At 61.4% G+C, this 22,496-nt stretch carries 20 protein-coding genes and 1 pseudogene; 16 read left to right on the top strand and 5 right to left on the bottom strand.

Annotation, left to right across the window (positions count from 1 at the left end; all coding sequences use genetic code 11):
• Nucleotides 1-53: 53 nt before the first annotated feature.
• The 16 genes from SE16_RS06105 to SE16_RS06030 all read left to right on the top strand — a co-directional run bounded on the left by SE16_RS06105 (nucleotide 54) and on the right by SE16_RS06030 (nucleotide 18,482).
• On the top strand, nucleotides 54-2,495 hold the full coding sequence (locus tag SE16_RS06105; RefSeq protein ID WP_060687350.1) for a glycoside hydrolase family 9 protein: 2,442 nt from the start codon (nucleotides 54-56) through the stop codon (nucleotides 2,493-2,495).
• A gap of 253 nt (nucleotides 2,496-2,748) precedes the next feature.
• The gene (aspS, locus tag SE16_RS06100; protein ID WP_054494173.1) at nucleotides 2,749-4,542 is read left to right on the top strand and encodes an aspartate--tRNA ligase; all 1,794 of its coding nucleotides are present in this window, start codon (nucleotides 2,749-2,751) and stop codon (nucleotides 4,540-4,542) included.
• A gap of 74 nt (nucleotides 4,543-4,616) precedes the next feature.
• Nucleotides 4,617-5,777, top strand: coding sequence for a glycosyltransferase family 4 protein (locus SE16_RS06095; RefSeq protein ID WP_054494110.1), 1,161 nt, complete (start codon nucleotides 4,617-4,619; stop codon nucleotides 5,775-5,777).
• A 13-nt stretch (nucleotides 5,778-5,790) separates the two neighbouring features.
• Nucleotides 5,791-6,276 carry an NUDIX domain-containing protein gene (locus SE16_RS06090; protein WP_054494111.1) on the top strand — a complete coding sequence of 162 codons (486 nt, stop codon included), beginning with the start codon at nucleotides 5,791-5,793 and terminating at the stop codon, nucleotides 6,274-6,276.
• Entirely contained in the window at nucleotides 6,273-7,208 is a 936-nt protein-coding gene (locus SE16_RS06085) for a cation diffusion facilitator family transporter (RefSeq protein WP_054494112.1), read from the top strand. The genes SE16_RS06090 and SE16_RS06085 overlap by 4 nt, the downstream gene beginning before the upstream one ends.
• A gap of 25 nt (nucleotides 7,209-7,233) precedes the next feature.
• Nucleotides 7,234-8,466 (top strand): ATP phosphoribosyltransferase regulatory subunit, encoded by a 1,233-nt coding sequence (gene hisZ / locus SE16_RS06080; RefSeq protein ID WP_060687348.1) that lies wholly within the window; start codon nucleotides 7,234-7,236, stop codon nucleotides 8,464-8,466.
• Nucleotides 8,456-9,139, top strand: a complete 684-nt coding sequence (gene hisG / locus SE16_RS06075) for an ATP phosphoribosyltransferase (protein ID WP_054494114.1) — start codon at nucleotides 8,456-8,458, stop codon at nucleotides 9,137-9,139. The genes hisZ and hisG overlap by 11 nt, the downstream gene beginning before the upstream one ends.
• Before the next feature lie 10 nt (nucleotides 9,140-9,149).
• Nucleotides 9,150-10,709 (top strand): hypothetical protein, encoded by a 1,560-nt coding sequence (locus tag SE16_RS06070; protein WP_054494115.1) that lies wholly within the window; start codon nucleotides 9,150-9,152, stop codon nucleotides 10,707-10,709.
• Nucleotides 10,710-10,732: 23 nt separating this feature from the next.
• Nucleotides 10,733-12,427, top strand: a complete 1,695-nt coding sequence (locus SE16_RS06065; protein ID WP_054494116.1) for a M14 family metallopeptidase — start codon at nucleotides 10,733-10,735, stop codon at nucleotides 12,425-12,427.
• A complete protein-coding gene (hisD, locus tag SE16_RS06060) occupies nucleotides 12,424-13,767 on the top strand; it encodes a histidinol dehydrogenase (protein WP_054494117.1) in 1,344 nt (447 codons plus the stop codon). Before SE16_RS06065 ends, hisD begins: the two co-directional genes overlap by 4 nt.
• Before the next feature lie 81 nt (nucleotides 13,768-13,848).
• Nucleotides 13,849-14,340, top strand: a complete 492-nt coding sequence (locus SE16_RS06055; protein WP_054494118.1) for a TIGR00725 family protein — start codon at nucleotides 13,849-13,851, stop codon at nucleotides 14,338-14,340.
• Between the two features lie 13 nt (nucleotides 14,341-14,353).
• The gene (locus SE16_RS06050; protein WP_054494119.1) at nucleotides 14,354-15,313 is read left to right on the top strand and encodes a ribose-phosphate diphosphokinase; all 960 of its coding nucleotides are present in this window, start codon (nucleotides 14,354-14,356) and stop codon (nucleotides 15,311-15,313) included.
• A 1-nt stretch (nucleotide 15,314) separates the two neighbouring features.
• Complete coding sequence (locus SE16_RS06045) at nucleotides 15,315-16,214, top strand: sugar phosphate isomerase/epimerase family protein (protein WP_054494120.1); 900 nt, start codon at nucleotides 15,315-15,317, stop codon at nucleotides 16,212-16,214.
• Nucleotides 16,215-16,319: 105 nt separating this feature from the next.
• Nucleotides 16,320-16,532, top strand: a complete 213-nt coding sequence (locus tag SE16_RS06040) for a MoaD/ThiS family protein (RefSeq protein WP_054494121.1) — start codon at nucleotides 16,320-16,322, stop codon at nucleotides 16,530-16,532.
• Nucleotides 16,533-16,539: 7 nt separating this feature from the next.
• Nucleotides 16,540-17,553, top strand: a complete 1,014-nt coding sequence (locus SE16_RS06035; RefSeq protein WP_082374457.1) for a TIGR00269 family protein — start codon at nucleotides 16,540-16,542, stop codon at nucleotides 17,551-17,553.
• The gene (locus SE16_RS06030; RefSeq protein WP_054494122.1) at nucleotides 17,550-18,482 is read left to right on the top strand and encodes a queuosine 5'-phosphate N-glycosylase/hydrolase; all 933 of its coding nucleotides are present in this window, start codon (nucleotides 17,550-17,552) and stop codon (nucleotides 18,480-18,482) included. Before SE16_RS06035 ends, SE16_RS06030 begins: the two co-directional genes overlap by 4 nt.
• A 62-nt stretch (nucleotides 18,483-18,544) precedes the next feature.
• Here the strand turns inward: SE16_RS06030 and SE16_RS06025 are convergent, their stop codons facing one another.
• The 5 genes and pseudogenes from SE16_RS06025 to SE16_RS06005 form a co-directional block, all read right to left on the bottom strand.
• Nucleotides 18,545-19,138, bottom strand: a complete 594-nt coding sequence (locus tag SE16_RS06025) for a thymidine kinase (protein WP_054494123.1) — start codon at nucleotides 19,136-19,138, stop codon at nucleotides 18,545-18,547.
• 195 nt (nucleotides 19,139-19,333) lie between these two features.
• Nucleotides 19,334-19,540: pseudogene (rpmE, locus tag SE16_RS06020) on the bottom strand (50S ribosomal protein L31); the annotation flags it as partial.
• Complete coding sequence (gene rpmA / locus SE16_RS06015; protein ID WP_054494125.1) at nucleotides 19,537-19,806, bottom strand: 50S ribosomal protein L27; 270 nt, start codon at nucleotides 19,804-19,806, stop codon at nucleotides 19,537-19,539. The gene rpmA and the pseudogene rpmE, both read right to left, overlap by 4 nt.
• 29 nt (nucleotides 19,807-19,835) lie before the next feature.
• Nucleotides 19,836-20,144, bottom strand: coding sequence for a 50S ribosomal protein L21 (rplU, locus tag SE16_RS06010; RefSeq protein WP_054494126.1), 309 nt, complete (start codon nucleotides 20,142-20,144; stop codon nucleotides 19,836-19,838).
• Nucleotides 20,145-20,207: 63 nt separating this feature from the next.
• On the bottom strand, nucleotides 20,208-22,316 hold the full coding sequence (locus SE16_RS06005) for a hypothetical protein (RefSeq protein WP_054494127.1): 2,109 nt from the start codon (nucleotides 22,314-22,316) through the stop codon (nucleotides 20,208-20,210).
• Nucleotides 22,317-22,496: the final 180 nt, after the last annotated feature.

Below are 22,496 nucleotides of genomic sequence, written 5' to 3'. Positions count from 1 at the left end.
GAGGGGGAACGTTCCCTTCCCCAACCAACCGATTTATCGGAGGAGGCTCTTTCATGTCTATTCGTCGCTCATTGTTGCTCTCAACGCTGGCGTGCGTTGTAGCGCTCTTGTTGGCGATGACCGCATCACAGACGGAACCGGTGCGCGGTCAAGCCACATTCAACTACGCCGAAGCCTTGCAGAAAGCCATTTGGTTCTACGAAGCCCAGCAATCAGGCCCGTTGCCGGCGTGGAACCGTGTTTCGTGGCGTGGTCCGTCTGGTTTGCAAGATGGCGCCGATAACGGCGTGGACTTGACGGGCGGTTGGTACGACGCCGGCGACCACGTCAAATTTGGGTTCCCCATGGCGGCCTCGGCCACAATGTTGGCGTGGGGTGCGGTCGAATACCCCGAAGCCTACCAGCAAGCCGGGCAATGGGAACACTTGCTGAACAATTTGCGCTTTGTCAATGATTACTTCATCAAAGCCCACACAGCGCCGCATGAACTTTGGGGGCAGGTAGGCAAAGGCTCGGTGGATCACGCATGGTGGGGGCCGGCCGAAGTCATGCAAATGGCGCGCCCTTCGTACAAGATTGATGAATCGTGCCCCGGTTCCGACCTGGCGGGCGAAACAGCGGCGGCGATGGCGGCGGCTTCGATTGTCTTCCGCCAGAGCGACCCCGCCTATGCCAACACGCTCCTGACGCATGCGGAACAACTGTACGAATTCGCCGACAACTTCCGCGGTGTGTACAGCGACTGCATTACCGACGCCGCGGCGTTCTACCGCTCGTGGAGCGGCTACTGGGACGAACTGGTCTGGGGCGCGATTTGGCTTTACAAAGCCACCGGCGATCCCGCTTACTTGCAGAAGGCTGAAACCTACTACGCCAACCTTTCCAACGAAGGGCAAACGCCCTACAAATCGTACAAGTGGTCGCACAACTGGGATGACAAGACCTACGGCAGTTATGTGTTGCTGGCCAAAGAAACCGGCAAGAGCGTCTACATGGAAGACGCCCAGCGCTGGCTCGACTACTGGACGGTCGGCTTCAACGGGGAACGTGTGCGCTACACGCCCGGCGGGCTGGCCTGGCTCGACCAGTGGGGGTCGTTGCGCTATGCCGCCAACACCTCGTTCATCGCCTTTGTGTACAGCGACTGGCTGAAAGCCAACGGCCAAACCACTCTGGCAACGCGCTACCACGACTTTGCCGTGCGCCAAATCAACTACATTTTGGGTGATAACCCTCGCGGGTGCAGTTATGAAATTGGCTTTGGCGATTGCCCGCCGCGCAACCCGCACCACCGCACGGCGCACGGTTCGTGGGCTGATAGCATCACAACCCCCGCGCTCAGCCGCCACATCCTCTACGGCGCGCTGGTGGGTGGTCCTGGCTTGGACGATGGCTACACCGACGACCGCGGCGATTACGTCTCCAACGAAGTGGCTACCGACTACAACGCGGCTTTCGTGGGGGCGCTTGCCCGCATGACGCTCGAATTTGGTGGCACGCCTGACCCCAACTTCCCCGTGCCCGAAGTGCCCGACGGCGACGAAATCTACATCGAAGCGTCGGTCAACGCCCAGGGGGCGAACTTCACCGAAGTGCGCGCCTACGTGGTCAACAAGTCCGCCTGGCCGGCGCGCATGGGCGACAAACTCTCGTTCCACTACTACTTCACGCTGGAACCGGGCGTCAGCCCCGCCGACATCTCGGTGAGTTCAGCGTATAACCAGTGCGGCACCGCCACCGGACCGCACCACTACGCCGGCGACATCTACTACATCAAAGTGGACTGCACCGGCACGAAGATTTACCCCGGCGGTCAGCCGCATTACCGCAAGGAAATTCAGTTCCGCATCCTCAGCAACGGTGCGTGGGACACGTCCAACGACTGGTCGTATGAAGGGCTTTCGCCGGTCAGCAACTCGCCGGCAAAGACCGCACGCATCACGCTCTACGACAACGGCACGCTCATTTGGGGTGTTGAACCTGGCGATACGCCGCCACCGCCCCCCACGGCCACACCCGTGCCGCCGACCCCAACGCCCGTCCCACCGACACCCACACCCGCGCCGGTGACGCCGACACCCGTCCCGCCGACGCCCACACCTGCGCCGGTGACGCCGACGCCCGTCCCGCCCACGCCGACCCCTGTGCCGCCGACGCCCACGCCGCCGCCCGCCGGCGAAACCGCTTGCCGCGTGGACTACGTGGTGCGCAACGAGTGGCCCGGCGGCGCGACGGTGGACGTGACCATCACGAACACCGGCGCCAGCACCATCACCGGCTGGACGCTGGCATGGACCTTCGCCGGCAACCAGCAGATTGCGCATCTCTGGAACGGCGCTTACACGCAGACCGGTGCGAGCGTGACAGTCACCAACGCCGCCTGGAACGGCACGCTTGCGCCGGCCGGCTCGGTCACGTTCGGCTTCAACCTCAATTGGAGCGGCTCGAACCCGACGCCGACCGGGTTCACGCTCAACGGGCAGCCCTGTTCGTAAAAGCAGCGGAATGCGAGAAAGCAGGCGCGGCTTTATGCCGCGCCTGTTTGATTTGAGTGCCGTACAAGTAAAAATTCGCAGGTTTCAATGTCATGCGCCGCTTGCGCGCCCGTGCATTGCAGCCTGTTTTACAAAACCGATAGCACACATACAATAGCCCCAACCCACACAATGACGTGGAAGGCCACACATGTGGCCTCTTTCCTTGCATACAGCGCCAACCCAAACAAGCCACAATCAAGTGGAGGATTGCGTGTTACGGACACATCTGGCAGGAGAATTGCGAGCAACCCATGCAGGCCAACAGGTCGTGTTGGCGGGGTGGGTGCACCGCCGCCGCGACCACGGCGGGCTCATTTTCGTGGACTTGCGCGACCGTGAAGGCATCGTGCAGATTGTTTTCGACCCTAAACGCTCTGGTGACGCTTTCCACAGCGCCGAAACCCTGCGCCATGAAGACGTGGTGCAAATCGAAGGCACGGTGGCGCTTCGTCCGCCCGAAATGGTCAACCCCAACCTCGCGACGGGTGAAGTCGAGGTGTACGCCACACGCTTGACCGTGCTGAACCGCGCCAAAACGCCCCCCTTCGTCATTCGCGACGAAATCAATGTGGGCGAAGAGTTGCGCTTGCGCTACCGCTATCTCGACCTGCGCCGACCGCGCATGCAGCGCAACCTGCACATTCGCCATCGCACCATCAAATTCATTCGCGATTGGCTGGACGCCCGCGGCTTTTGGGAAATCGAAACGCCCATCCTCATCAAAAGCACACCCGAAGGGGCGCGCGACTTTCTGGTACCCAGCCGCCTGCAACCTGGCAAGTTCTACGCCTTGCCCCAGTCGCCGCAGCAGTTGAAACAGCTGCTCATGGTGAGCGGCATTGACCGCTACTTCCAGATTGCACGCTGTTTCCGCGATGAAGACTTGCGCGGCGACCGCCAGCCCGAATTTACCCAACTCGACCTCGAAATGGCGTTTGTCGAAGCCGAAGACGTGATGGCGCTCAACGAGGCGTTGATGACCGAATTGGTGCAAACCGTCACGCCGCACAAACGCATCAAGCAGACACCCTTCCCGCGCCTCACCTACGCCGAAGCCATGGAGCGCTACGGCTCCGACAAGCCCGACTTGCGCTTCGGCATGGAACTGATTGACGTCGCCGCTGTCTGGGCGGAAACGGACTTCCGCGCCTTCAAGGGCGTGATTGAAAGCGGTGGGCGCGTCAAAGCCATTGTTGCGCCCGGATTGGCGACCTACAGCCGCAAGCAAATCAGCGAACTCGAAGACCTGGCGAAAGGCTGGGGCGCCAAAGGGCTTGCCTGGGTGAAGGTGGAAGAAGGCGGCACACTCTCCGGCGGTGTGGCGCGCTTCCTCGAAAATGTGCGCGACGCCTTCCTGCAAACAACGGGCGCACAGCCGGGCGACCTGGTGCTCATGGTTGCCGATACCGCCGACGTCGTGCACGAAGTGCTGGGGCGCTTGCGCCTGGAACTGGGCGACCGGCTGGGCTTGCGCGACAAGGACGAACTCGCGTTCGTCTGGATTGTGGACTTCCCGCTGGTGGAGTGGAACGAAGACGAAGGGCGTTGGGACGCCGTCCATCACCCCTTCACATCACCCAAGCCCGAAGACATCCCCTTGCTCGACACCGATCCCGGCAAAGTACGCGCGCAGGCGTATGACCTGGCGGGCAACGGCTGGGAACTCGCCGGCGGCTCCATCCGTATCCACCGCCGCGACGTGCAAGCCAAAATGTTCCAACTGCTCAACATTGACGAAGCCACCGCGCAAGAACGCTTTGGGCACATGCTCGAAGCCTTTGAGTATGGCGCGCCGCCCCACGGCGGCATTGCCTGGGGGATTGACCGCGTCGTCATGGTGCTGGCGGACGAACCCAACATCCGCGAAGTCATCGCCTTCCCCAAGACCGCCAGCGGCGCGGACTTGATGACAGGCGCACCCAGCGAAGTAGACCCCAAGCAGTTGGAAGAACTGCATTTGAAGATTGTCCTGCCTGAGCGGGAACCGGCTTCGTCCGCCGAATAACCCGCACAGGCAGAAAAGGCGGCCGCACAGGTCGCCTTTTTCAATGCCAATATCAGGTGGAAGGATATGACGCCATGAACATTGCCATAGACTACACAGCAGGCTTGGTACAGCGCGCCGGTGTGGGGCGCTACACCCGTGGGCTGGTGCAGGCGCTCACCGCCGACCCGCAAGGCGATACCTACACCCTGCTCTACACGCGCGACGCCGAACCAGCCGCCGCCGACGTGCGCCCTGCCTTCCCCGAACATGTGCGCTGGCAGCGCTTGCCCTTCACCCAACGCCAGGCCGCCTTGCTCTGGCAGCGGGTACGCTTGCCCCTGCCCGGCGACCGCTGGGCGGGCGACGCCGACATCTACCACTCGCCCGACTTTGTCTTGCCGCCGCTCAAACGTGCGCGTGGTATCGTCACCGTGCACGACCTTTCGTTTTTGGTGCGTCCTGAATTTCACGAACCGAGCCTCGCGCGCTACCTGCAACGTGCTGTGCCGCGCAGTGTCGAACAGGCGGCGCACATCTTTGCCGATAGCGAGTACACCCGGCAGGAATTGCAACGCCACTTGGGTGTTGCCCCGGAACGGGTCAGCGTGGTCTATCCGGGCGTGGAGCCGCGCTTCCGCCCTTACGATTTCGGCAACGAAGCCGACCACCAGGAACTCATGCAGGTGCGCGCCGCGTTCAGCCTGGATGCGCCCTTCATCCTCTTTGTGGGCACGATTGAGCCGCGCAAAAACATTCGCACCCTCATTCGCGCCTATCGGCTGTTGCGCCAGAAAATGAAATTCGTCTTCCACGAACTCATCATTGCCGGCGGCATTGGCTGGGGCGAAAGCGACGACATCTACACCTTCGTGGACGACTTGCGCCTTGGGGGGCATGTGCTCTTTGCGGGCTATGTCGCCGACGCCTTCTTGCCCGCGCTTTACAACCTCGCCGATTTGGTGGTCTATCCCAGCCACTACGAAGGGTTTGGGTTGCCCGTGCTCGAAGCGATGGCGTGCGGCACGCCGGTGGTGACGGGGCGCAACACCAGCCTGCCCGAAGTGGGGGGCGACGCCGTGCTCTACGTGGACGACGTGGAAGATGAAGAAGCCCTTGCCGAGGCGATGCACCGCGCCCTCAACGACAAGGAGTTGCGCGCCGAATTGCGCCAGAAAGGGCTTGAACACGCCAAACGCTTCACCTGGGAACGCGCCGCCGAACAGGCGCGCCAAGCGTATCGCCGATTGGTGTAAACGGAGAGCCGCCATGCAGACGCCAAACGACGCTGAACGCACCCCGACGCGCTTCTACCGTGCGGCTGGGGGCGTTGTGTTGGACGATGCGGGGCGCGTGCTTCTGCTGGAACGCGACGTCGAACGGGACGGGCGGCTTGTGCATGAAGTACGCTTGCCCAAAGGGCATATCGAGCCGGGCGAAGATGACCGCTCAGCCGCCTTGCGCGAAGTCTGCGAGGAAAGCGGCTACTGCGACCTTGACATCCTCGCCGACCTGGGCACACAGCGCACGGCGTTCACCTTCCGCGGCGACCACATCGTGCGCGATGAGCACTACTTTCTCATGCGCGTGCGCCGCGCTGAACAGCGTGCGCCCCAAGCCGTGCATGGCGAAGAAGCCCTCTTTCGCGTGCGCTGGGCGGCGTCGCTCGATGAGGCCGCACGCTTGCTCACGTTTGACAGCGAACGCGAGTTTGTGCGCCGTGCCGCGCGCTGGCTGACAGGAGAACGCTCATGACGCATACGCACACCCACCCTCAGCACTCGTTGACCGAAACCGCGCCCGCCGTGCGCCGCGTGCTGTTGGTGGTTTTGGCGCTCAATGTGTTGGTATCGCTGGCAAAATTGCTCCTGGGCTTTGCCATCGGCAGCATCAGCATGATTGCCGACGGCTTTCACTCGCTCACTGATAGCAGTTCCAACATTGTGGGGCTGATTGGCGTTGCGCTTGCCTCGCGCCCCCCCGATGAAAACCACCCCTACGGGCACCAGAAAATCGAAACCATCGCCACACTCTTCATCGGGGGCGTGCTGGCACTAACCGCCTGGGAAGTCTTCACCAACAGCCTGGAACGCTTGCGCACCGGCGGCGCGCCGGACGTGAACACGCTCAGTTTTGTCGTCATGGTGGCGACGATTGGCGTCAACCTTTTCGTCACCATCTACGAACGCCGCAAAGCCGTCGAACTTAACAGCGCCATTCTCTACGCCGACGCCCAACACACCCGCAGCGACATCCTGGTTTCTTGCGGCGTCATCGTCAGCCTGATTGCCGCGCGCATGGGCTTCCCCCAATTCGACGTGGTGGTGGCGTTGCTCATCACCCTGGCGATTGCCCGCGCCGCCTACGAAATCATCCGCGATAGCACCCTGGTGCTCGTGGATACCGCCGTCATTGAGCCGGAACAGATTGCCGACATCGCGCGTGAAGTGCCCGGTGTCATCTCCGTGCATAAAATTCGCACACGTGGGCGCGAAGGCAATGTGCAAGCCGATTTGCACGTGCAGGTGGACCCTCATTTGCAACTTGATCAGGCGCACGTCATCGCGCATCGCGTTGCCGACCGCCTGCGCGAAGCGTTTGGCTTGAGCGACGTCGTGGTCCATGTTGAACCGCCGGAGGGGCATCGCACCGATTGGCAACCCGAAGACGAATACGGCGAGACATAGCGCTTCAACCTGCGGAGAAAGGATGATGAACCACTCAACCCCAAGCCGAACAACGCACCTGTTGCGCTTGTTGCCGCCGGGTGTGCGTGATATTTTCGGCGACGAAGCCGCCCGTCTCACGTTGGTACACCGCGCCGCCGAAGAAACCTTTTGGCGCTGGGGCTACGCCCCCGTGGTCTTGCCAACGTTCGAGTATTACGACGTGCTCGCACGTGGGTTTGACGAACAAGCCAGCGGCAAAATGCACCGCTTCATTGACGCCCAGGGCAACCTGCTCGCCCTGCGCCCCGACCTGACGGTGCCGGTTGCCCGACTGGTCGCCAGCCGCCTGGTGCAAGAACCGCCCCCCGTGCGGCTCGCCTACGTTGCGCCGGTGTTCCGCTACGTGGAACCACGTGCGGGGCAACAGCGCGAATTCCGCGAAATCTGGCAAGCCGGCGTGGAATGCGTCGGCGTCAACGACGCCGACGCCGACGCCGAAATCATCGCCTTGCATGTGGCCACCCTGCAAGCCATGGGTGTGCCCCGCTTCCAACTCAACCTGGGGCATATGGGCTTTGTGCATGGCGTGTTTGACGCGCTGGACAAGCAGCCGCCCAACCTTGCCGCCATTCGCCGCGCCATTGACCGCAAGAACCGCCACATCCTCGCCGAAGAACTCGACCGCGCCGGGGTGCGTGGCGCCGCCCGCGCCGCGCTGGAAGCCTTGCCCACGCTCTGGGGGCAGGGCGACGTTCTCGAACGCGCCGCCGCCCTCGCGCCGACGCCGCGCGCACGCAGCGCCATCGAACGGTTGCAGCAGATTGTGGCGCGTTTGGAAGCCTACGGCGTGCGCGATTTCGTCACCATTGACCTGGGCGAAGTGCGCGGTATGCACTACTACACCGGCATCACGTTTGAAACCTTTGCCCCGCACAGCGGCTATCCCATCGCCGGCGGTGGGCGCTACGACAACCTGCTCGCCCTCTACGGCTACGACGCCCCCGCCGTCGGGTTTGCGGTTTTCACCCAGCGCGTGCTCGACGTCCTGGAAGCCGAAAATGCCGCGCCCGACGTGCCGCGCCCCGACGCGCTCATGGTCGCGTGTGGTCATGCGGAATGCCTGGCGGACTTGCAGCGCCGCCGCGCCGCCGGTCAGCGCATCGAACTTGATTTGAGCAGTCGCTCGCCCGAAGGAACACGCCGCAAAGCCGCCGCGCGCGGCATTGGCGCGGTGCTGGTGTGTGGTGAATGGCAGGAGGTGGCGCATGGTGATTGATCGCCCGTTGGTGCTGGCGCTGGGCAAGGGGCGCATGTTTGAAGAAACTACGCGCCTGTTTGACACGATTGGCTTTGACATGGAACCGGTGCGCCGTGCGAAAAAAGAGCGCAAAATGCTCGCCGATGAAGGCGGCGGGCGCTTGCGCGTTCTGCTTGCCAAAGACGCCGACGTGCCCGTCTATGTCGAGCATGGTGTCGCCGACATGGGCATTGTGGGGCGCGACGTGTTGTGGGAAAGCGGCGCGGACGTGCTCGTGCCGCTGTTGCTGGGGGCGCTTTTGCCGAGCAGCCGGTGCCGCATGGTGCTTGCTGGTCCCGCCCGTTGGCGTGGGCGCAATTTGTGCGCCGAACCCTCGCTCACCATTGCCACCAAATACCCCAACATCGCGCGGCACTATGTGTGGGAACGGGGGCTGAGCGCCGACGTGCTGGGGCTAAGCGGCAACATCGAACTGGCGTGCACATCGGGGCTTGCCGACCTGATTGTGGACATTGTGCAAACAGGCACCACCCTGCGCGAAAACAACCTTGTCGAACTCGAAACCATCTTGCAGGTGGAAGCCGCGCTGATTGTGAACCGCGCCGCGCACAAGTTGCGCCCGCACGATATTCAGCCTATTGTCCAGGCGCTGGAAACTTTGCTCGACGCCGCCATGCAACCCAACAGTTGAGGGAGACGCCATGCGCCGCCAACGCATTCCTGCGCCCACCTTGCAGACCATCTGGCTCGCCATTCCGGTGCTGCTCGTGCTCTGGTCGGCGTTGCTCAACCCGTTGCGCCGCCTCGATTTCTGGTGGCATCTCAAAGTCGGGCAAATCATCGTCGAAACCGGGCGCATTCCCACCACCGACCTGTTTTCGTTCACCGCGGCGGGCAAACCCTTCACCTACCCCAACTGGCTGGCGGAAATCATCTTCTACCTGCTCTGGCGCGTGGGAGGGCTAGAACTGCTGGTTGCCTTCGACGCCTTCATGGTCGCATTGGCGTTTGTGCTGGTGTTGGCGACCTGCCTGCAAAGTGGGGCGAACGCGCGCCGCGTCGCGCTTTTGGCGCTGGTGCCTGCCGTCACCTTCGCGTTGTACAGCAACCTGCGCACGCAAGTCTTCTCGTTTGTCTTGCTGGCGTTCTACTTTTGGGTGTTGTGGAACGTGCGGGCAGGGCGTCGCTCCCGCTGGCTCTGGCTGTTGCCGCCGCTGATGGCGTTCTGGGTGAACGTGCATGGCGCGTTTGTGCTGGGGCTGGGCGTGCTGGCGGGCTTTCTGGTGAGTGAAAGTGTGCGCCGCTGGTGGCACGGCGACACGCCCGACACCATACCGCCGCCTCTCTTGCGCCGCATGGCGCTCGTGCTGGTCTTGTCTGTGCTGGCGACGCTCATCAACCCCTACGGCGTGCAGATTTACGGCTACGTGCGCCAACTGCAACAAGACCCCGCGTCGCAACGCTTTGTGACCGAGTGGCAACCGCCCGTCATCACCGCCACGGAGCATCTCTTGATTTTCTTTGCCCCCTTCTTCATTGTGTTGTTGGGGTTGCTGTACAGCGCCGCCCCGCTCGACCTGACCGAATTGGGGCTCTTCATGGGGTTTAGCGTCTTTGCGCTGGTCTCGGTGCGCAATGGCATCTGGTTCGCCATTGCCGTCGCGCCCATTTTTGTGCGGCACATGCAAGCGTTGCGTGTCCAGCCGCTGGCGCACATGCGCCGCCGCCTGGGGCTGCCTGAACCGCAGTCAGCGCCGCAGCGCCCCCGCCGCGAAAGCCCCGTGCTCAACGGGCTGTTGGTGATTGTGCTGGCGAGTCTCACGCTCTTGTTCAGCCCGTGGGTGCGCCCGCACCTGCAAAGCGAGCGCCTGCGCCCCACGCTCATTGACCCCGTCATTCCGGTTGAAGCGATGGACTTCATCGCCGAAGCCGACCTGCAAGGCAACATCTTTCACGTCCAGGACTTTGGCGATTACATGATTTGGCGGCTCTGGCCCCAACAACGTACCTTCATTGACGGGCGCGTCCATCTCTACTCCGATGAACTGGTGGAAGATTACATCGCCGCCCTCAGCGCCCGCGATTGGGAAGCCGTCATGGACAAATACGCCATTGAGTACATCTTCCTGCCCAAGCCGACCGAAGAAAACCCCGACCCCCCGCCTTTGTTGGACGCGGTGCGCCAATCGCCCAATTGGCGCGTGCGCTACGAAGACGACAAAAGCATCCTGTTCGAGCGGGTGCGCTCGCCTGAAACCTGACCAATCAAGCACGGAGGCTTTTCATGTCCACGCCCAACTTCAACCACTACTACACCAACGCCGAACTTGACGCCTTGCTGGACGAGTGGGTGCGCGCCTATCCCACGCTCATCGAACGGCGCGAAATCGGGCGCAGTTTTGAAGGACGCCCCATCTGGTTGCTGGTGCTCACCAATCGCGAAACGGGTGCAGACACCACCAAGCCCGCCGTCTGGGTAGACGCCAACATTCACGCGACCGAAGTCGCCGGCACGACGACCGTTCTGCACATTGTGCACACGTTGCTGAGCGGCTACGGCGCTGATGAGCGCATCACCCGCTTGCTCGATACCAGCACGCTCTACGCCGTGCCGCGCATCAACCCCGACGGCGCCGAACTCGCGCTTGCCGACCAGCCGCGCTATCTGCGCTCTGGCGTGCGTCCCTACCCGTGGGACGAACTCGCCGAGGGCGTCCACCAGCAGGACGTGGACGGCGACGGGCGCATTCTGCAAATGCGCATCGAAGACCCCAACGGTGATTGGACGGTGAGCGAACTCGACCCGCGCCTCATGCGCAAGCGCCGCCCTGACGAACATGGCGGCACGTACTATCGGCTCTTGCCCGAAGGAATGCTCGAAGATTTTGACGGCTACATCATCAAAATTGCCCGCCCGCGCGAAGGGCTGGACTTCAACCGCAACTTTCCCTACGACTGGCGACCCGAAAACGAACAGCGCGGCGCAGGACCGTACCCCACCTCAGAACCGGAAATCCGCGCCATTGTGGACTTTATCGTCAATCATCCCAACATCAACGCCGCGCTCACCTATCACACATTCAGCGGCGTTATTTTGCGACCCTACGGCACCAAACCCGACGACCAGATGAACACCGACGACCTTTGGGTGTTCCAGAAAATCGGGCAACGCGGGAGCGAACTCACCGGCTACCCGTGCGTCTCGGTCTATCACGACTTCCGCTATCACCCCAAAGAAGTGATTACAGGCGTCTTTGATGATTGGCTCTACGACCACTTTGGCATGTTTGCCTTCACCGTCGAACTGTGGGACATCGTTGGTCGGGCGGGCATTACCGAACGCAAATTCATTGAATGGTTCCGCGACCACCCGCACGAAGACGACCTGAAAATTCTGCAATGGGCGGATGAACACATCGGCCCCGACGCCTTTGTGCCGTGGTACGAATTCAACCACCCACAGTTGGGCAAGGTGGAATTGGGCGGCTGGAACTTCATGTACACGTGGCGCAATCCGCCCCACCACCTCATGGGCGAAGAAGCCGCCCGCAACACCCCGTTTGTGCTTGCTCTGGCGGATATGCTGCCGCATCTGCACATTCACACGCTCACCGTCACCCCGCTTGACGATGACGCCTGGCATATCAACCTGGTGGTGGAAAACAGCGGCTACCTGCCCACCTACACCAGCCAGCAAGCCAAACAGCGCCATGCGGTGCGCCCCGTGCGCGCCGAACTGACCCTGCCCGACGGGGCTGTGCTGGTGAGCGGCAAGCGGCGGGTGGAACTTGGGCATCTCGAAGGACGGAGCAACAAGCACAGCGTCACCTTTGCGTACAGCCCCACCGACAACCGCGCCCGCGCCGAGTGGGTGGTACGCGCGCCGCGTGGAACCATACTCACGTTGACGGTCAAAAGCGAACGCGCGGGCGAATTGACGCGCACCATTCACCTTGAACCCGAAGGAGGTTCGGCATGATTCGCATTCTCACGGTTGAAGAGGCTCGCCAAACCATTCTCAAACGCGAACTGCTGGGCGAAGGCGAGATTCCACCTGAGCGGCTGGAACGCCTGCGCGAAGCCACCAAGCGGCCGCACATTCGCAGCGCCGCCGAGGGCGTTGCCGCCATCATCGAAGATGTGCGCACGCATGGCGATGAAGCCGTCCGCTACTACAACCAGGTGCTCGATGGGGCGGAAGTGGGCGACCTGGAAGTGCCGCCTGAACGCATGGCGGAAGCCTTCCAGCGCCTGCCGTCCCACATTCAGCAGGCGCTGACCCACAGCGCCGAACGGGTGCGCCGTTTCCACGAAGAGCAGGCGCGCCGCGAAACCGGCTGGCAACACGCCAACGCCGCCGACGGCACAACCCTGGGGCAACTTGTGCGCCCGCTGGAACGGGTGGGCATCTACGCCCCCGGCGGGCAGGCGCTCTACCCCTCATCGGTCATCATGGCGGCGGTGCCGGCGGTGGTTGCCGGCGTGCGCGAGATTGTGCTCGTCTCGCCGCCTTCCGGTCCCGACGGTATTGCCGACTTGATTTTGGGGGCGGCGCACGTCTCCGGCGTGACGCGGGCGTTCAACGTGGGGGGCGCGCAGGCGATTGCCGCGCTCGCATACGGCACGGAAAGCATCCCCCGTGTGGACAAAATTCTGGGTCCCGGCGGGCTGTTCGTCGTGCTGGCGATGAAACAAGTCTTTGGCGTGACGGGCATTGCCGGCTTGCCCGGTCCCACCGAAACCTTGCTCATCGCCGACGACAGCGCCAACCCCGCGCTGGTTGCCGCCGACTTGCTGGCGCAAGCCGAGCACGACGTTCTCGCCAGCGCCCTATTGCTGACGCCGAGCCGCCGCCTTGCCGAAGCCGTTGCCGAAGAAGTCGCGCGGCAGGTGGCGGTGTTGCCGCGCCGCCCCATCATCGAAGGCAGTTTGCAGCGTGGAAGCGGCATCGTGCTCACGCGCGACATTGCCGAAGCCGTGGCGCTCGCCAACGACTACGCCCCTGAACACCTCTGCCTCTTGCTCGAAGACCCGTGGGCGTGGGTGCCGCACATTCAGCACGCAGGCGGTGTGTTCGTGGGTGAAACGGCGTGCGAAGCCCTGGGCGACTACATTGTCGGTCCCAGCCACATCATGCCGACCAGCCGCACCGCCCGCTTTAGCAGTCCCGTCAACGTGCGCGACTTCCAGAAAATCATCAGCCTGTTCGGGGTGAACGAAGACGCCTTGCAGCGCCTCGGTCCCGACGCTATTGCGCTGGCGGAAGCCGAGGGCTTGCAGGCGCACGCTGAAGCCATCCGCAAGCGTCTGCGTGGCTAAGCGGCGGGGGCGACACACTGTCGCCCCGCTTTCGTCTTGTGGTACAATGTGCCTGAACAGGCGACAAGAGGAGCAACGTCTATGCGATTCCCACCCATCATTGGCGTCATCGGTGCCGGGCACGCCGCGCCCGATATCCTCGAAATGGCCGAAGCGGTTGGGCGCGAAATTGCGCTCGCCGGCGCATGGCTGGTCTGCGGGGGGCTGGGGGGCGTTATGGAAGCCGCCAGTCGCGGCGCCAAAGCCGCCGGCGGGTTCACCATTGGTATTCTGCCCGGCCGCAACCGTGAGGACGCCTCGCCCTACATTGACGTGCCCATCGTGACGGGGCTGGGCGAAGGACGCAATTTGCTGGTGGTGTACAACGCGCAAGTGGTGATTGCCGTGGGGGGCGAATGGGGCACGCTTTCCGAAATTGCCCTGGCGCGCAAAACGGGGAAGCCCGTTGTGGCTTTGCATTCGTGGGCGTTGCGCTTCCCCGATGGGCGTGAAGCCGACGTGTTGCGCGCCGAAACCCCCGCCGACGCCGTGCGCTTGGCGTTGCAGCAGATTTCAGCAAGCGACCAATCGTAAAGGAGCAGCACTCATGGCCTCTTTACAGCGTATCGTGATGATGTCAGGGAACGCCAACCGTCCACTTGCCGAACGCATGGCGGCGCATGCCAAACGCCGCTTGGCGGATGTCACTGTTTCGCGTTTCCGCGACGGCGAGACGCAAGTCATCATCAACGATGATATTCGCGGCGCGGATGTGTTCATCATTCAACCTACCTCGCCGCCCGTCAATCAGCACCTCATGGAACTGCTTGTGATGATTGACGCCGCCCGTCGGGCGTCGGCGGGGCGTATCACCGCCGTGGTGCCCTACTACGGCTACATGCGGCAGGAAAAGAAGACCGAAGGGCGCGAGCCAATTAGCGCCAAATTGGTGGCAAACCTCATCACGGTCGCGGGGGCGAACCGCCTGCTCACCGTGGATTTGACCAACGCCGCCATTGAGGGCTTTTTCGATATTCCCGTTGACCATCTGTCGGCTATGCGCCATCTCGCCGAACGCATCAACGCCCTGCGCCTGGAAAACGTGGTGCTTGTGGCGCCCGATGTCGGGGCGGTGCGCCGCGTGGAGCGTTTCCGCACCTACATGCGTGATGCCGATGTCGCGGTCGTCTTCAAAGACCGCCCACGCCCTGATGAAGCCGTGGTGAGCGGTATCGTGGGCAACGTCGCCGGCAAGACCGCCGTCATCGTGGACGATATTGTCTCCACGGGGGGCACCCTCATCGCCGCCGCCGAGGCACTGATTGCCAACGGGGCGGAGCGCGTGCTGGCGGCTGTCACGCATCCCGTGTTGGCGGCTGGGGCGGCTGAACGGCTTGCCGCATCGCCCATCGAAAAAATCTTCATCACCGACACCATCGCGCTGGATGAATGCCCCGCCCCCTTTGAGCAAGTCTCGCTGGCGGCGTTGCTTGCCGAAGCGGTCAACCGCATTCACTACGGCATCTCATTGAGCGAATTGATGAGCGATTCTTCGCCGGTGGTCTGATATGCCTGCCGCCGCGCTTTCAACCATGTGGATGCAGTTGCGCTTTGACGCCCTGCCGCCGTTCGCCGAAGCAGCGGCGGCGCTTGGTTTTGGGGCGCTTGAACTGAGCCACGTCGTCACACCCGCCATGCTGGAACATCTTTCCCCCGCGGCGCTCGCTTTGCCCGTGCGTGTCTGCCATCATCCGTGCCCCAACCCCGGCGGCGTGCCCGAACTCAGCGCCACCGACCCCGACGCCCACGCCCGCGCGGTGGCGGCGGCGTGCCGCACACTTCACACCGCCGCCGAATGGGGGGCGCACGCCGTTGTGGTGCACGCCGGCATCGTCCCGCTGGACCGCCGTTGGGAGAATGCGTTGCGGGCACGTGTGCTGGCGGGCGAGCGCGAAACGCCCGCGTACACGGCGCTTTGGGCACAGGTTCAGCAGGAGCGGGCGCGCCGGGCGGAAACGGCATTGGGGGCTGTGCGCCGCGCGCTGGATGTGTTGGTGCCGCTGGCTGAACGCCTGGGCGTGCGCATCGGGCTTGAAACCGGCGAATGGGTGGCGGCAATTCCCTCGTATGCGGAAGCCCGCGCCCTGTTGGACGACTACCCGGCGGCGGTGCTGGGGCTTTGGGTGGATACGGGGCACGCCACCATTGTGGAACGCCTGGGGGGCACCCCGTTGCGGCACTGGTTGCAGACGTTTGCGCCCCGCCTTGTGGGCATGCACTATCACGATGTCCACGGCCTGCGCGACCACCTCATCCCGGGGCGGGGCACCATTGCGTGGGGGGAAATCGCCTCGCTGATTCCTGCGGACGCGCTCCCGACCTGCGAATTTGATTGGTACTACACGCCCGCAGAAATTGCCGAAGGACGGGCGTTTTTGGCGCGGCACGGGCTGGTGGATGGCGCGTAAACAGGCAATCTCTTTCACCCAAATACGCTTTCTGCTATACTTTCACGCGCCCTTTACGTCTGTGTCAACATCTATGCTCGCATTGTGTCATGAAGGAGTTGGTCCATGAGTGAACAGGAAAAAGTGAAAGTGGTCTTGCGTCGGCAAGAGTGGGAAGTGGAACCGGGGATGACCGCCAAACAATTGTTGCAACATTTGGGGCTCAACCCGCAAAGTTATCTCGTGACGGTGAACGGTGAATTGGTGAGCGAAGATACACGCTTGCAACCGGGGGATTTTGTTCGACTGGTGGCTGTCATTTCAGGTGGAAGGGATTAGGTGTGCTATGAAATGCCGAAAGTGTCGTGAAAAAGCCGTGATCAACATGCGCCAGCACAAACTGGCGTTGTGCAAAGAGCATTATCTCGAATGGTTTGTTGAGCAGACCGAACGTTTCATCAAAAAGTACAAAATGTTCACGCGCGATGAGCGTGTGCTGGTGGCTGTCAGCGGGGGGAAAGATTCGCTGGCGCTGTGGGATGTGTTGTTGAAACTGGGCTATCAGGCGGATGGTTTCTACCTGCGCCTGGGCATTGATGGTGGTATCCAGTACAGCGATGAATCGTACGAGAAAATCAAGAAATTCGTCGCCGAGCATCCGGGCACGCAACTGCATGTTGTAGACGCCAAGGAGATGTACGGCGAGAGCATTCCCGAAGTTGCCCAACGCTCACGGCGTGGGCGCGGCAAGCCCTGCTCGGTCTGCGGGCTGATCAAGCGCCACGAAATGAACCGCATCGCCCACGATTTGGGCTACCCCGTGCTGGCAACCGGGCACAACCTGGATGACGAAGCCGCCGTGCTCTTTTCCAACACGTTGCACTGGCAGGTGGGCTACCTGGCGCGGCAATACCCCGTCTTGCCCGAGGGGGATGGTTTTGCCCGCAAGGTGAAGCCGTTTTGCCGCTTCTACGAGCGTGAAACGGCGGCGTATGCCTTGCTGGCGGGCATTGATTACATGTATGAAGAATGCCCCTATTCCGAAGGCGCCAACACAATTTACTACAAAGAACTGCTCAACAAACTGGAAGCCGAACGTCCCGGCGCGAAACTGCACTTCTACCTTTCATTCTTGCGCGCCAAAGACAAAGACGGCCTGTTTGCCAACTGGGAAGAGGAAAAAGTCGAACTGCATGCGTGTGAACGGTGTGGCCAGCCGACGAGCGCACCGGGGTTGTGCGCCTTCTGTCGCCTCTGGCCGGAAGAGGTGCTGAACAAGCCGCAAGAGGCTTTCGTGCCGTTGACGCTGGTCGGCGGCTTGCACACACAACATGATGAGGAAGAAGCAACGACGCTATGAGCCAGAATCCACTGCACTCTGTTCGTGAAACAACGGCGTGGGTGGCTGAACGGGCGCGGCATGTGCATCTGCTCCCCGACGCCCTAACGGTGTTGGCGGAATCGCTTGTAGCGGATGGCGGCGTCAACCAGTCCTGGGATCGCACGCCCCACTTTGCCGATGGAACACCGCGCACGGTGCAGTATCTGCTTGTGCTGGATGCGCTCAATTTTTGCTTCTGGCCCAAGCCGGGGTTGGAGTATGAGCATCTGGCGCTGGGCTTGAAGCGCGCCATTGAAGCCGACCCCCACGTCTTCGACGCTGAGCGGTTGGTGCAGGTTGAAGCCGACGACCTGCGGCGTTGGGTGGGCGCTGAGTTGCCCCAAATGGAAGAACGTGTGCGCCTTGTGCGCGAGGTGGGGGCGGGCTTGCTGGCGCATTTTGGTGGGCAGGCGGCCAATCTGGTGTCGGCGGCTGACCATTCGGCGGCGCGGCTGGTGTCCTTGTTGACGGCGCATTTCCCCGGCTTTCGCGACCATGCCGTGTACGATGGGCGGCAGGTCTTTTTCTACAAGCGCGCGCAGATTTTTGCCGCCGATGTGTGGGGCGCGTTCAACGGGGCAGGGCTGGGGCGGTTTGATGATGTGCATGAGATGACAATGTTCGCCGATTACCGCGTGCCGCAGTATTTGCGGGCACGTGGTGTGCTGGTGTATGCCCCGCCGCTTGCCGAAAAAGTGGACGCCCGACAGGAAATTGCGCCCGGCAGCCCCGAAGAAATTGAGATTCGGGCGGCGACGGTGCAAGCCGTCGAACACTTGCGCTCGCTTTTGGCGCAACGCGGCTATGATGTGCCGGCGGTGCAGGTGGATTGGCTCTTGTGGGAACGCGCCGAAGCCGTGCGCGAAAGTTTGCCGCCGCACCACCGCACGCTGACAATCTACTACTGACCGCAACCATCTGTTGAAAAAAGCAAACACCCCGCTTTGCAGCGGGGTGTTTTGTCTGTCGGCTACGCTTCATCGGCGCGGCGTGGAACTTCGTGGCATTGGCGACAGCGCGCCTCGTACACCTCATCCGCCCCTACCATGATGACGGGGTCTTCGTAAAAAGCGGGGCGACCGTCAATCAGGCGCTGGGTGCGGCTGGCAGGCGCGCCGCATTTGACGCAAATCGCGCTCAACTTGTCTACCACTTCGGCTTGTGCAAGCAACAGCGGCATCGGGCCAAACGGTTCGCCGCGGAAATCCAGGTCAAGCCCCGCGGCAATCACACGCACGCCGCGGTCGGCGAGTGTGTTGACAACCGTGGCAATGTGCCAGTCGAAGAACTGCACTTCATCAATAGCGACAACCTGCGTATCGGGTTCGAGCAGGCGCAAAATATCTTCGGCGTGCTCAACGGGAATCGCGTCAATTTGCATGCCCGTGTGCGACGCGACGCGGGTTGAGTGATACCGGTCATCAATGCTGGGCTTGAACACTTGCACCTTTTGGCGGGCAATTTGCGCACGGCGGACACGGCGAATCAGTTCCTCGGTTTTCCCGCTGAACATGCTCCCACAAATCAATTCCACCACACCACCGACTGGGAAACGTTGCGGCATACGACCTCCTTGTGCGATGGTGCCACGCTGGATGTGTTGCAACGTCATGTTGAAACCCTCTCACCAAAGAAAAAGCGGCAGGCCGAACCTGCCGCTTGGTTTGCATCGTTGCGATTATTCCTCGGCCGTTTCGTCTTCGTCCACGATTTCGAGGATTTCTTTTTTGCGCTTCTTCTTGCCGCGGGTTTGGCTCAACTCTTGCGCGGCTTGCAAGCGCTTCATGAAGCGGTCCACTTGCCCCGCCGTGTCCACAATGCGTTGCTCACCGGTGAAGAACGGGTGGCAAACGCTGCACACGTCGGTGTGGATTTCCTTCTTGGTGGCGCCGACGGTAAAGACGTTGCCGCAGGCGCAAATCACCTTCGCATCGGGGTAGTACGTCGGATGAATTCCCTCTTTCACTGTGCCAACTCCTCTCGTGGATACACGCTCACCAGTTTCTTGCCGCCACGAGCGTATTCGTATTTGACGATACCGTCAATCTTGCTGAACAACGTATAGTCGTTGCCCAGCCCCACATTCTTACCAGGGTAAATGCGCGTGCCGCGTTGGCGCACCAAAATCGAACCCGCCTTCACGAACTGGCCGCCGTAGCGCTTCACGCCCAGCCGCTTGCTGATACTATCGCGACCGTTCTTGCTCGAACCACCACCTTTTTTGTGAGCCATACCACTTCCTCCGTTTTCGTCAGGCCTGTTTAGGCTTCGATACTCTCGATTTTGACACGGGTAATCGGCTGGCGATGCCCACGCTTGACGCGATAGCGTTGCTTGCGGCGGTAGCGGAAGATGATTTTCTTCTTGTCCTTGGTGTGTTCCAGAACGGTGCCAATCACCTTCGCGCCTTCAACCACAGGCGTGCCAACCTTCGCCTCGTCGCCACCCACGAACAAGACGCGGTCGAACGTCACTTGTTCGCCTTCGGCTACGGGGAGGCGTTCCACCGTAATCGTCGCGCCTTCTTCGACGCGGTACTGTTTTCCACCCGTTTCAATGACTGCGTACACTGCTCGCCTCCGCTGGTTTTCTCGAAAATCAATCCGTTTTTTTCGACATGAAGACACGGGCCATCAGGCCCGCGCTGATGCACATAATGGAAAAAGCCAGAAAGCACGCGTGATTATAGCAGTGGGTTGGGTTGTGTCAAACGCGCTGGGCGGATTGGCGGCGTTTTCCTCTGTTGGGCATGTTGCACGGTCGAATTCCCATACCTGGGCTTTGCCTGCTTCAAAGAGCAGGTGAGCGTCGGGGAGCGCATGAAGCCATTCTTCAGGCACAAGCGGGACGCCTGGTCCGCCAATCGTGCCGCGGTCAGCGCCAAGATAGATGTGGGTGATGCCTGCGCGACAGAGGACTGCGCGCAGCGCTGCCGGTTCCCCCTGGCTGGCTTGAATGTCAAGGACAATGTGGCGAATGTCAATGGGGCGTTGCCCTGGTGGGTTATGTTCCAATGTGGAAATGAGCGGTGGAATGAGGATGGGGCGCTTTGTGAAGTAGGTCAACCACCAACCACCATCCGAGCCGACGGCAACAGTGTCGTTGAACGCCAGAAACCCATTGATGAGGAACAGGCTCTCGGTGGGGGTATGGGCACGAATCCACTCGAAAGCCTGCACGTCATCCTGGGTGAGCATTTGATAGCCGGGTTCAACGATGCCGATTTGCTGTCGGCTTCCCAGCAAGGCAAGAGTGATGAGGAGAATGCTCAAGAATGGTTCAAATCGTGACGTTGTGAGGCGTTGCAAACTTCCGGCAATGCTCGCGGCGAGAACCAAAGCCAGCAAAATGTAGCAGGCAATCATAAGCGTGAAGTTGGAAATGAAATTGTTGCCGCCAATGCCGAAGAAGAAAGGGTTTGAAGCCGCGAATGACAAAAAACACCATGTGGCAATCGCCCATGCCCAGTGGTATCGCCGTACAAGTGCAAACACGCCTGCCAGCATTCCGCTTCCTACAAGCCATGTGGGGTAGTAGGCAGGGACCATGCCCCAGATGGTGCGCATTTCCTGGAATAGTTGCGCGCGGCGTTCGTCCGGAAGCGTGTTGAAAGTCTGTGCGGCGTACTCATCGAACGAACCTCGGCGCAGGCTCCAAAACCAGGACGAAACAGACAAAGCGCCCACAAGTCCCGCCATGCCCAACGTGGCTGTGCGGGCAACCCATTCGCCTGGTGTGGTACGCCAACGCCAGAAGGCAACACCCCCCCATGCAAGCGCTGCCAATGCCGCAAGCAGTGCAACGCGGTAATGTGTGAGCAGTAAGCCTGCGGCAAACCAGGCGGCCAGCACCAAGAAAGCCCGGGGTGGGCGTTTCGCATCGAACCACCAGCGATGAAACACCCACAATAAAGCCGGTAAAATGACCTGTCCGGCGAGTTGTGTATCACGGCTCCAATTGGCATAAAAAGCGGGGTGGCGGCTCAGGAAACCGGCGACGAGGAGGGCGACGAGGGCGCTCCACCGCTGACCGCGCGTGAATGCTAGAACGGGGGCGGCGAGCACCAGCACGGCGGCAACGTTGAGCGCTTGCGCAATGAGCAAAACAGCGAGATGAGCCGGTTGGTGGCTTAGCCAGGCGAAAGCCGCCGCAGTGGCGTGGAAACCAAAATGGTAGGTGAATGTTTGTGCGGGGGCATACGGTTCCCATGACGAAAAAAGCCCCCCTTCTTCCAGCATGCGTTGTACAATGATGCTATGTTGCACGCCATCGCCCCAGGCTGGTGCAAGCATTTCACGCACCACCCAGAAGCGGCTTCCCCATAAGAGCAGGACAAGCACACATGCGGTGAGTGTGAAAACATCGAGATGCCACGCGCCCGTTTTCCCGCGCCAGATGAGAACAATGCTCGCCGTGATGATGAGCCCCCAGATAGCCAGAGGGGTGAGCGTGATGCCGAGTTGGGCGGCAAAGAACACCATGAGCGGATAAAAGGGTAAACTGACAGCGGGCGCCAGGATAAAACGTTCAAATGTGCTGAGTGGCAATGGTAAAAAAGAGAGGAATGCCAATCCCGGCAGGAAGAGCACAAGCCCCATGAGTACCGCCAGGGCAATGGCCGAGATGGGAAAAGCGGCTGTCCCGTGGGGTGGTGGAAGAAGGAGCGCTGGATGTTTTGACAGCCAGTTGGCCGTTATCATCCAGAGGAGAAGCAGGCTTGCAATATGTAGGCGCCACCGCATAGGTTTCCTTTTGAGTCCTTGAGATTTTGGTGGTTTATTCAGTTGCATGGACGCTTTCGGGGCGGCGATTATACCTTCACCTTCCCACCAGCCAAACAGAACACTGCTCGCATGTGAGAGGAAAAACGGCGCGGCAGCGAGCCGTTTGATGGCTTTGTGAGATGATGGCTCGTTGGTATA

It is taken from the genome of Ardenticatena maritima, from assembly GCF_001306175.1.
Taxonomy (GTDB): Bacteria; Chloroflexota; Anaerolineae; order Ardenticatenales; family Ardenticatenaceae; genus Ardenticatena; species Ardenticatena maritima.
Note: the sequence above shows the minus strand (reverse complement) of the source record. Positions and strands in the feature narration are given on the sequence as shown.

Coding starts and splice junctions, on each gene's coding strand:
- SE16_RS06095 (WP_054494110.1), top strand. CDS start 4,617: ATGAACATTGCCATAGACTACACAGCAGGCTTGGTACAGCGCGCCGGT.
- SE16_RS06040 (WP_054494121.1), top strand. CDS start 16,320: ATGAGTGAACAGGAAAAAGTGAAAGTGGTCTTGCGTCGGCAAGAGTGG.
- hisD (WP_054494117.1), top strand. CDS start 12,424: ATGATTCGCATTCTCACGGTTGAAGAGGCTCGCCAAACCATTCTCAAA.
- SE16_RS06070 (WP_054494115.1), top strand. CDS start 9,150: ATGCGCCGCCAACGCATTCCTGCGCCCACCTTGCAGACCATCTGGCTC.
- SE16_RS06090 (WP_054494111.1), top strand. CDS start 5,791: ATGCAGACGCCAAACGACGCTGAACGCACCCCGACGCGCTTCTACCGT.
- SE16_RS06005 (WP_054494127.1), bottom strand. CDS start 22,316: ATGCGGTGGCGCCTACATATTGCAAGCCTGCTTCTCCTCTGGATGATA.
- SE16_RS06055 (WP_054494118.1), top strand. CDS start 13,849: ATGCGATTCCCACCCATCATTGGCGTCATCGGTGCCGGGCACGCCGCG.
- rpmA (WP_054494125.1), bottom strand. CDS start 19,806: ATGGCTCACAAAAAAGGTGGTGGTTCGAGCAAGAACGGTCGCGATAGT.
- SE16_RS06050 (WP_054494119.1), top strand. CDS start 14,354: ATGGCCTCTTTACAGCGTATCGTGATGATGTCAGGGAACGCCAACCGT.
- SE16_RS06065 (WP_054494116.1), top strand. CDS start 10,733: ATGTCCACGCCCAACTTCAACCACTACTACACCAACGCCGAACTTGAC.
- SE16_RS06030 (WP_054494122.1), top strand. CDS start 17,550: ATGAGCCAGAATCCACTGCACTCTGTTCGTGAAACAACGGCGTGGGTG.
- SE16_RS06035 (WP_082374457.1), top strand. CDS start 16,540: ATGAAATGCCGAAAGTGTCGTGAAAAAGCCGTGATCAACATGCGCCAG.
- SE16_RS06085 (WP_054494112.1), top strand. CDS start 6,273: ATGACGCATACGCACACCCACCCTCAGCACTCGTTGACCGAAACCGCG.
- SE16_RS06105 (WP_060687350.1), top strand. CDS start 54: ATGTCTATTCGTCGCTCATTGTTGCTCTCAACGCTGGCGTGCGTTGTA.
- SE16_RS06045 (WP_054494120.1), top strand. CDS start 15,315: ATGCCTGCCGCCGCGCTTTCAACCATGTGGATGCAGTTGCGCTTTGAC.
- hisZ (WP_060687348.1), top strand. CDS start 7,234: ATGAACCACTCAACCCCAAGCCGAACAACGCACCTGTTGCGCTTGTTG.
- hisG (WP_054494114.1), top strand. CDS start 8,456: ATGGTGATTGATCGCCCGTTGGTGCTGGCGCTGGGCAAGGGGCGCATG.
- SE16_RS06025 (WP_054494123.1), bottom strand. CDS start 19,138: ATGCCGCAACGTTTCCCAGTCGGTGGTGTGGTGGAATTGATTTGTGGG.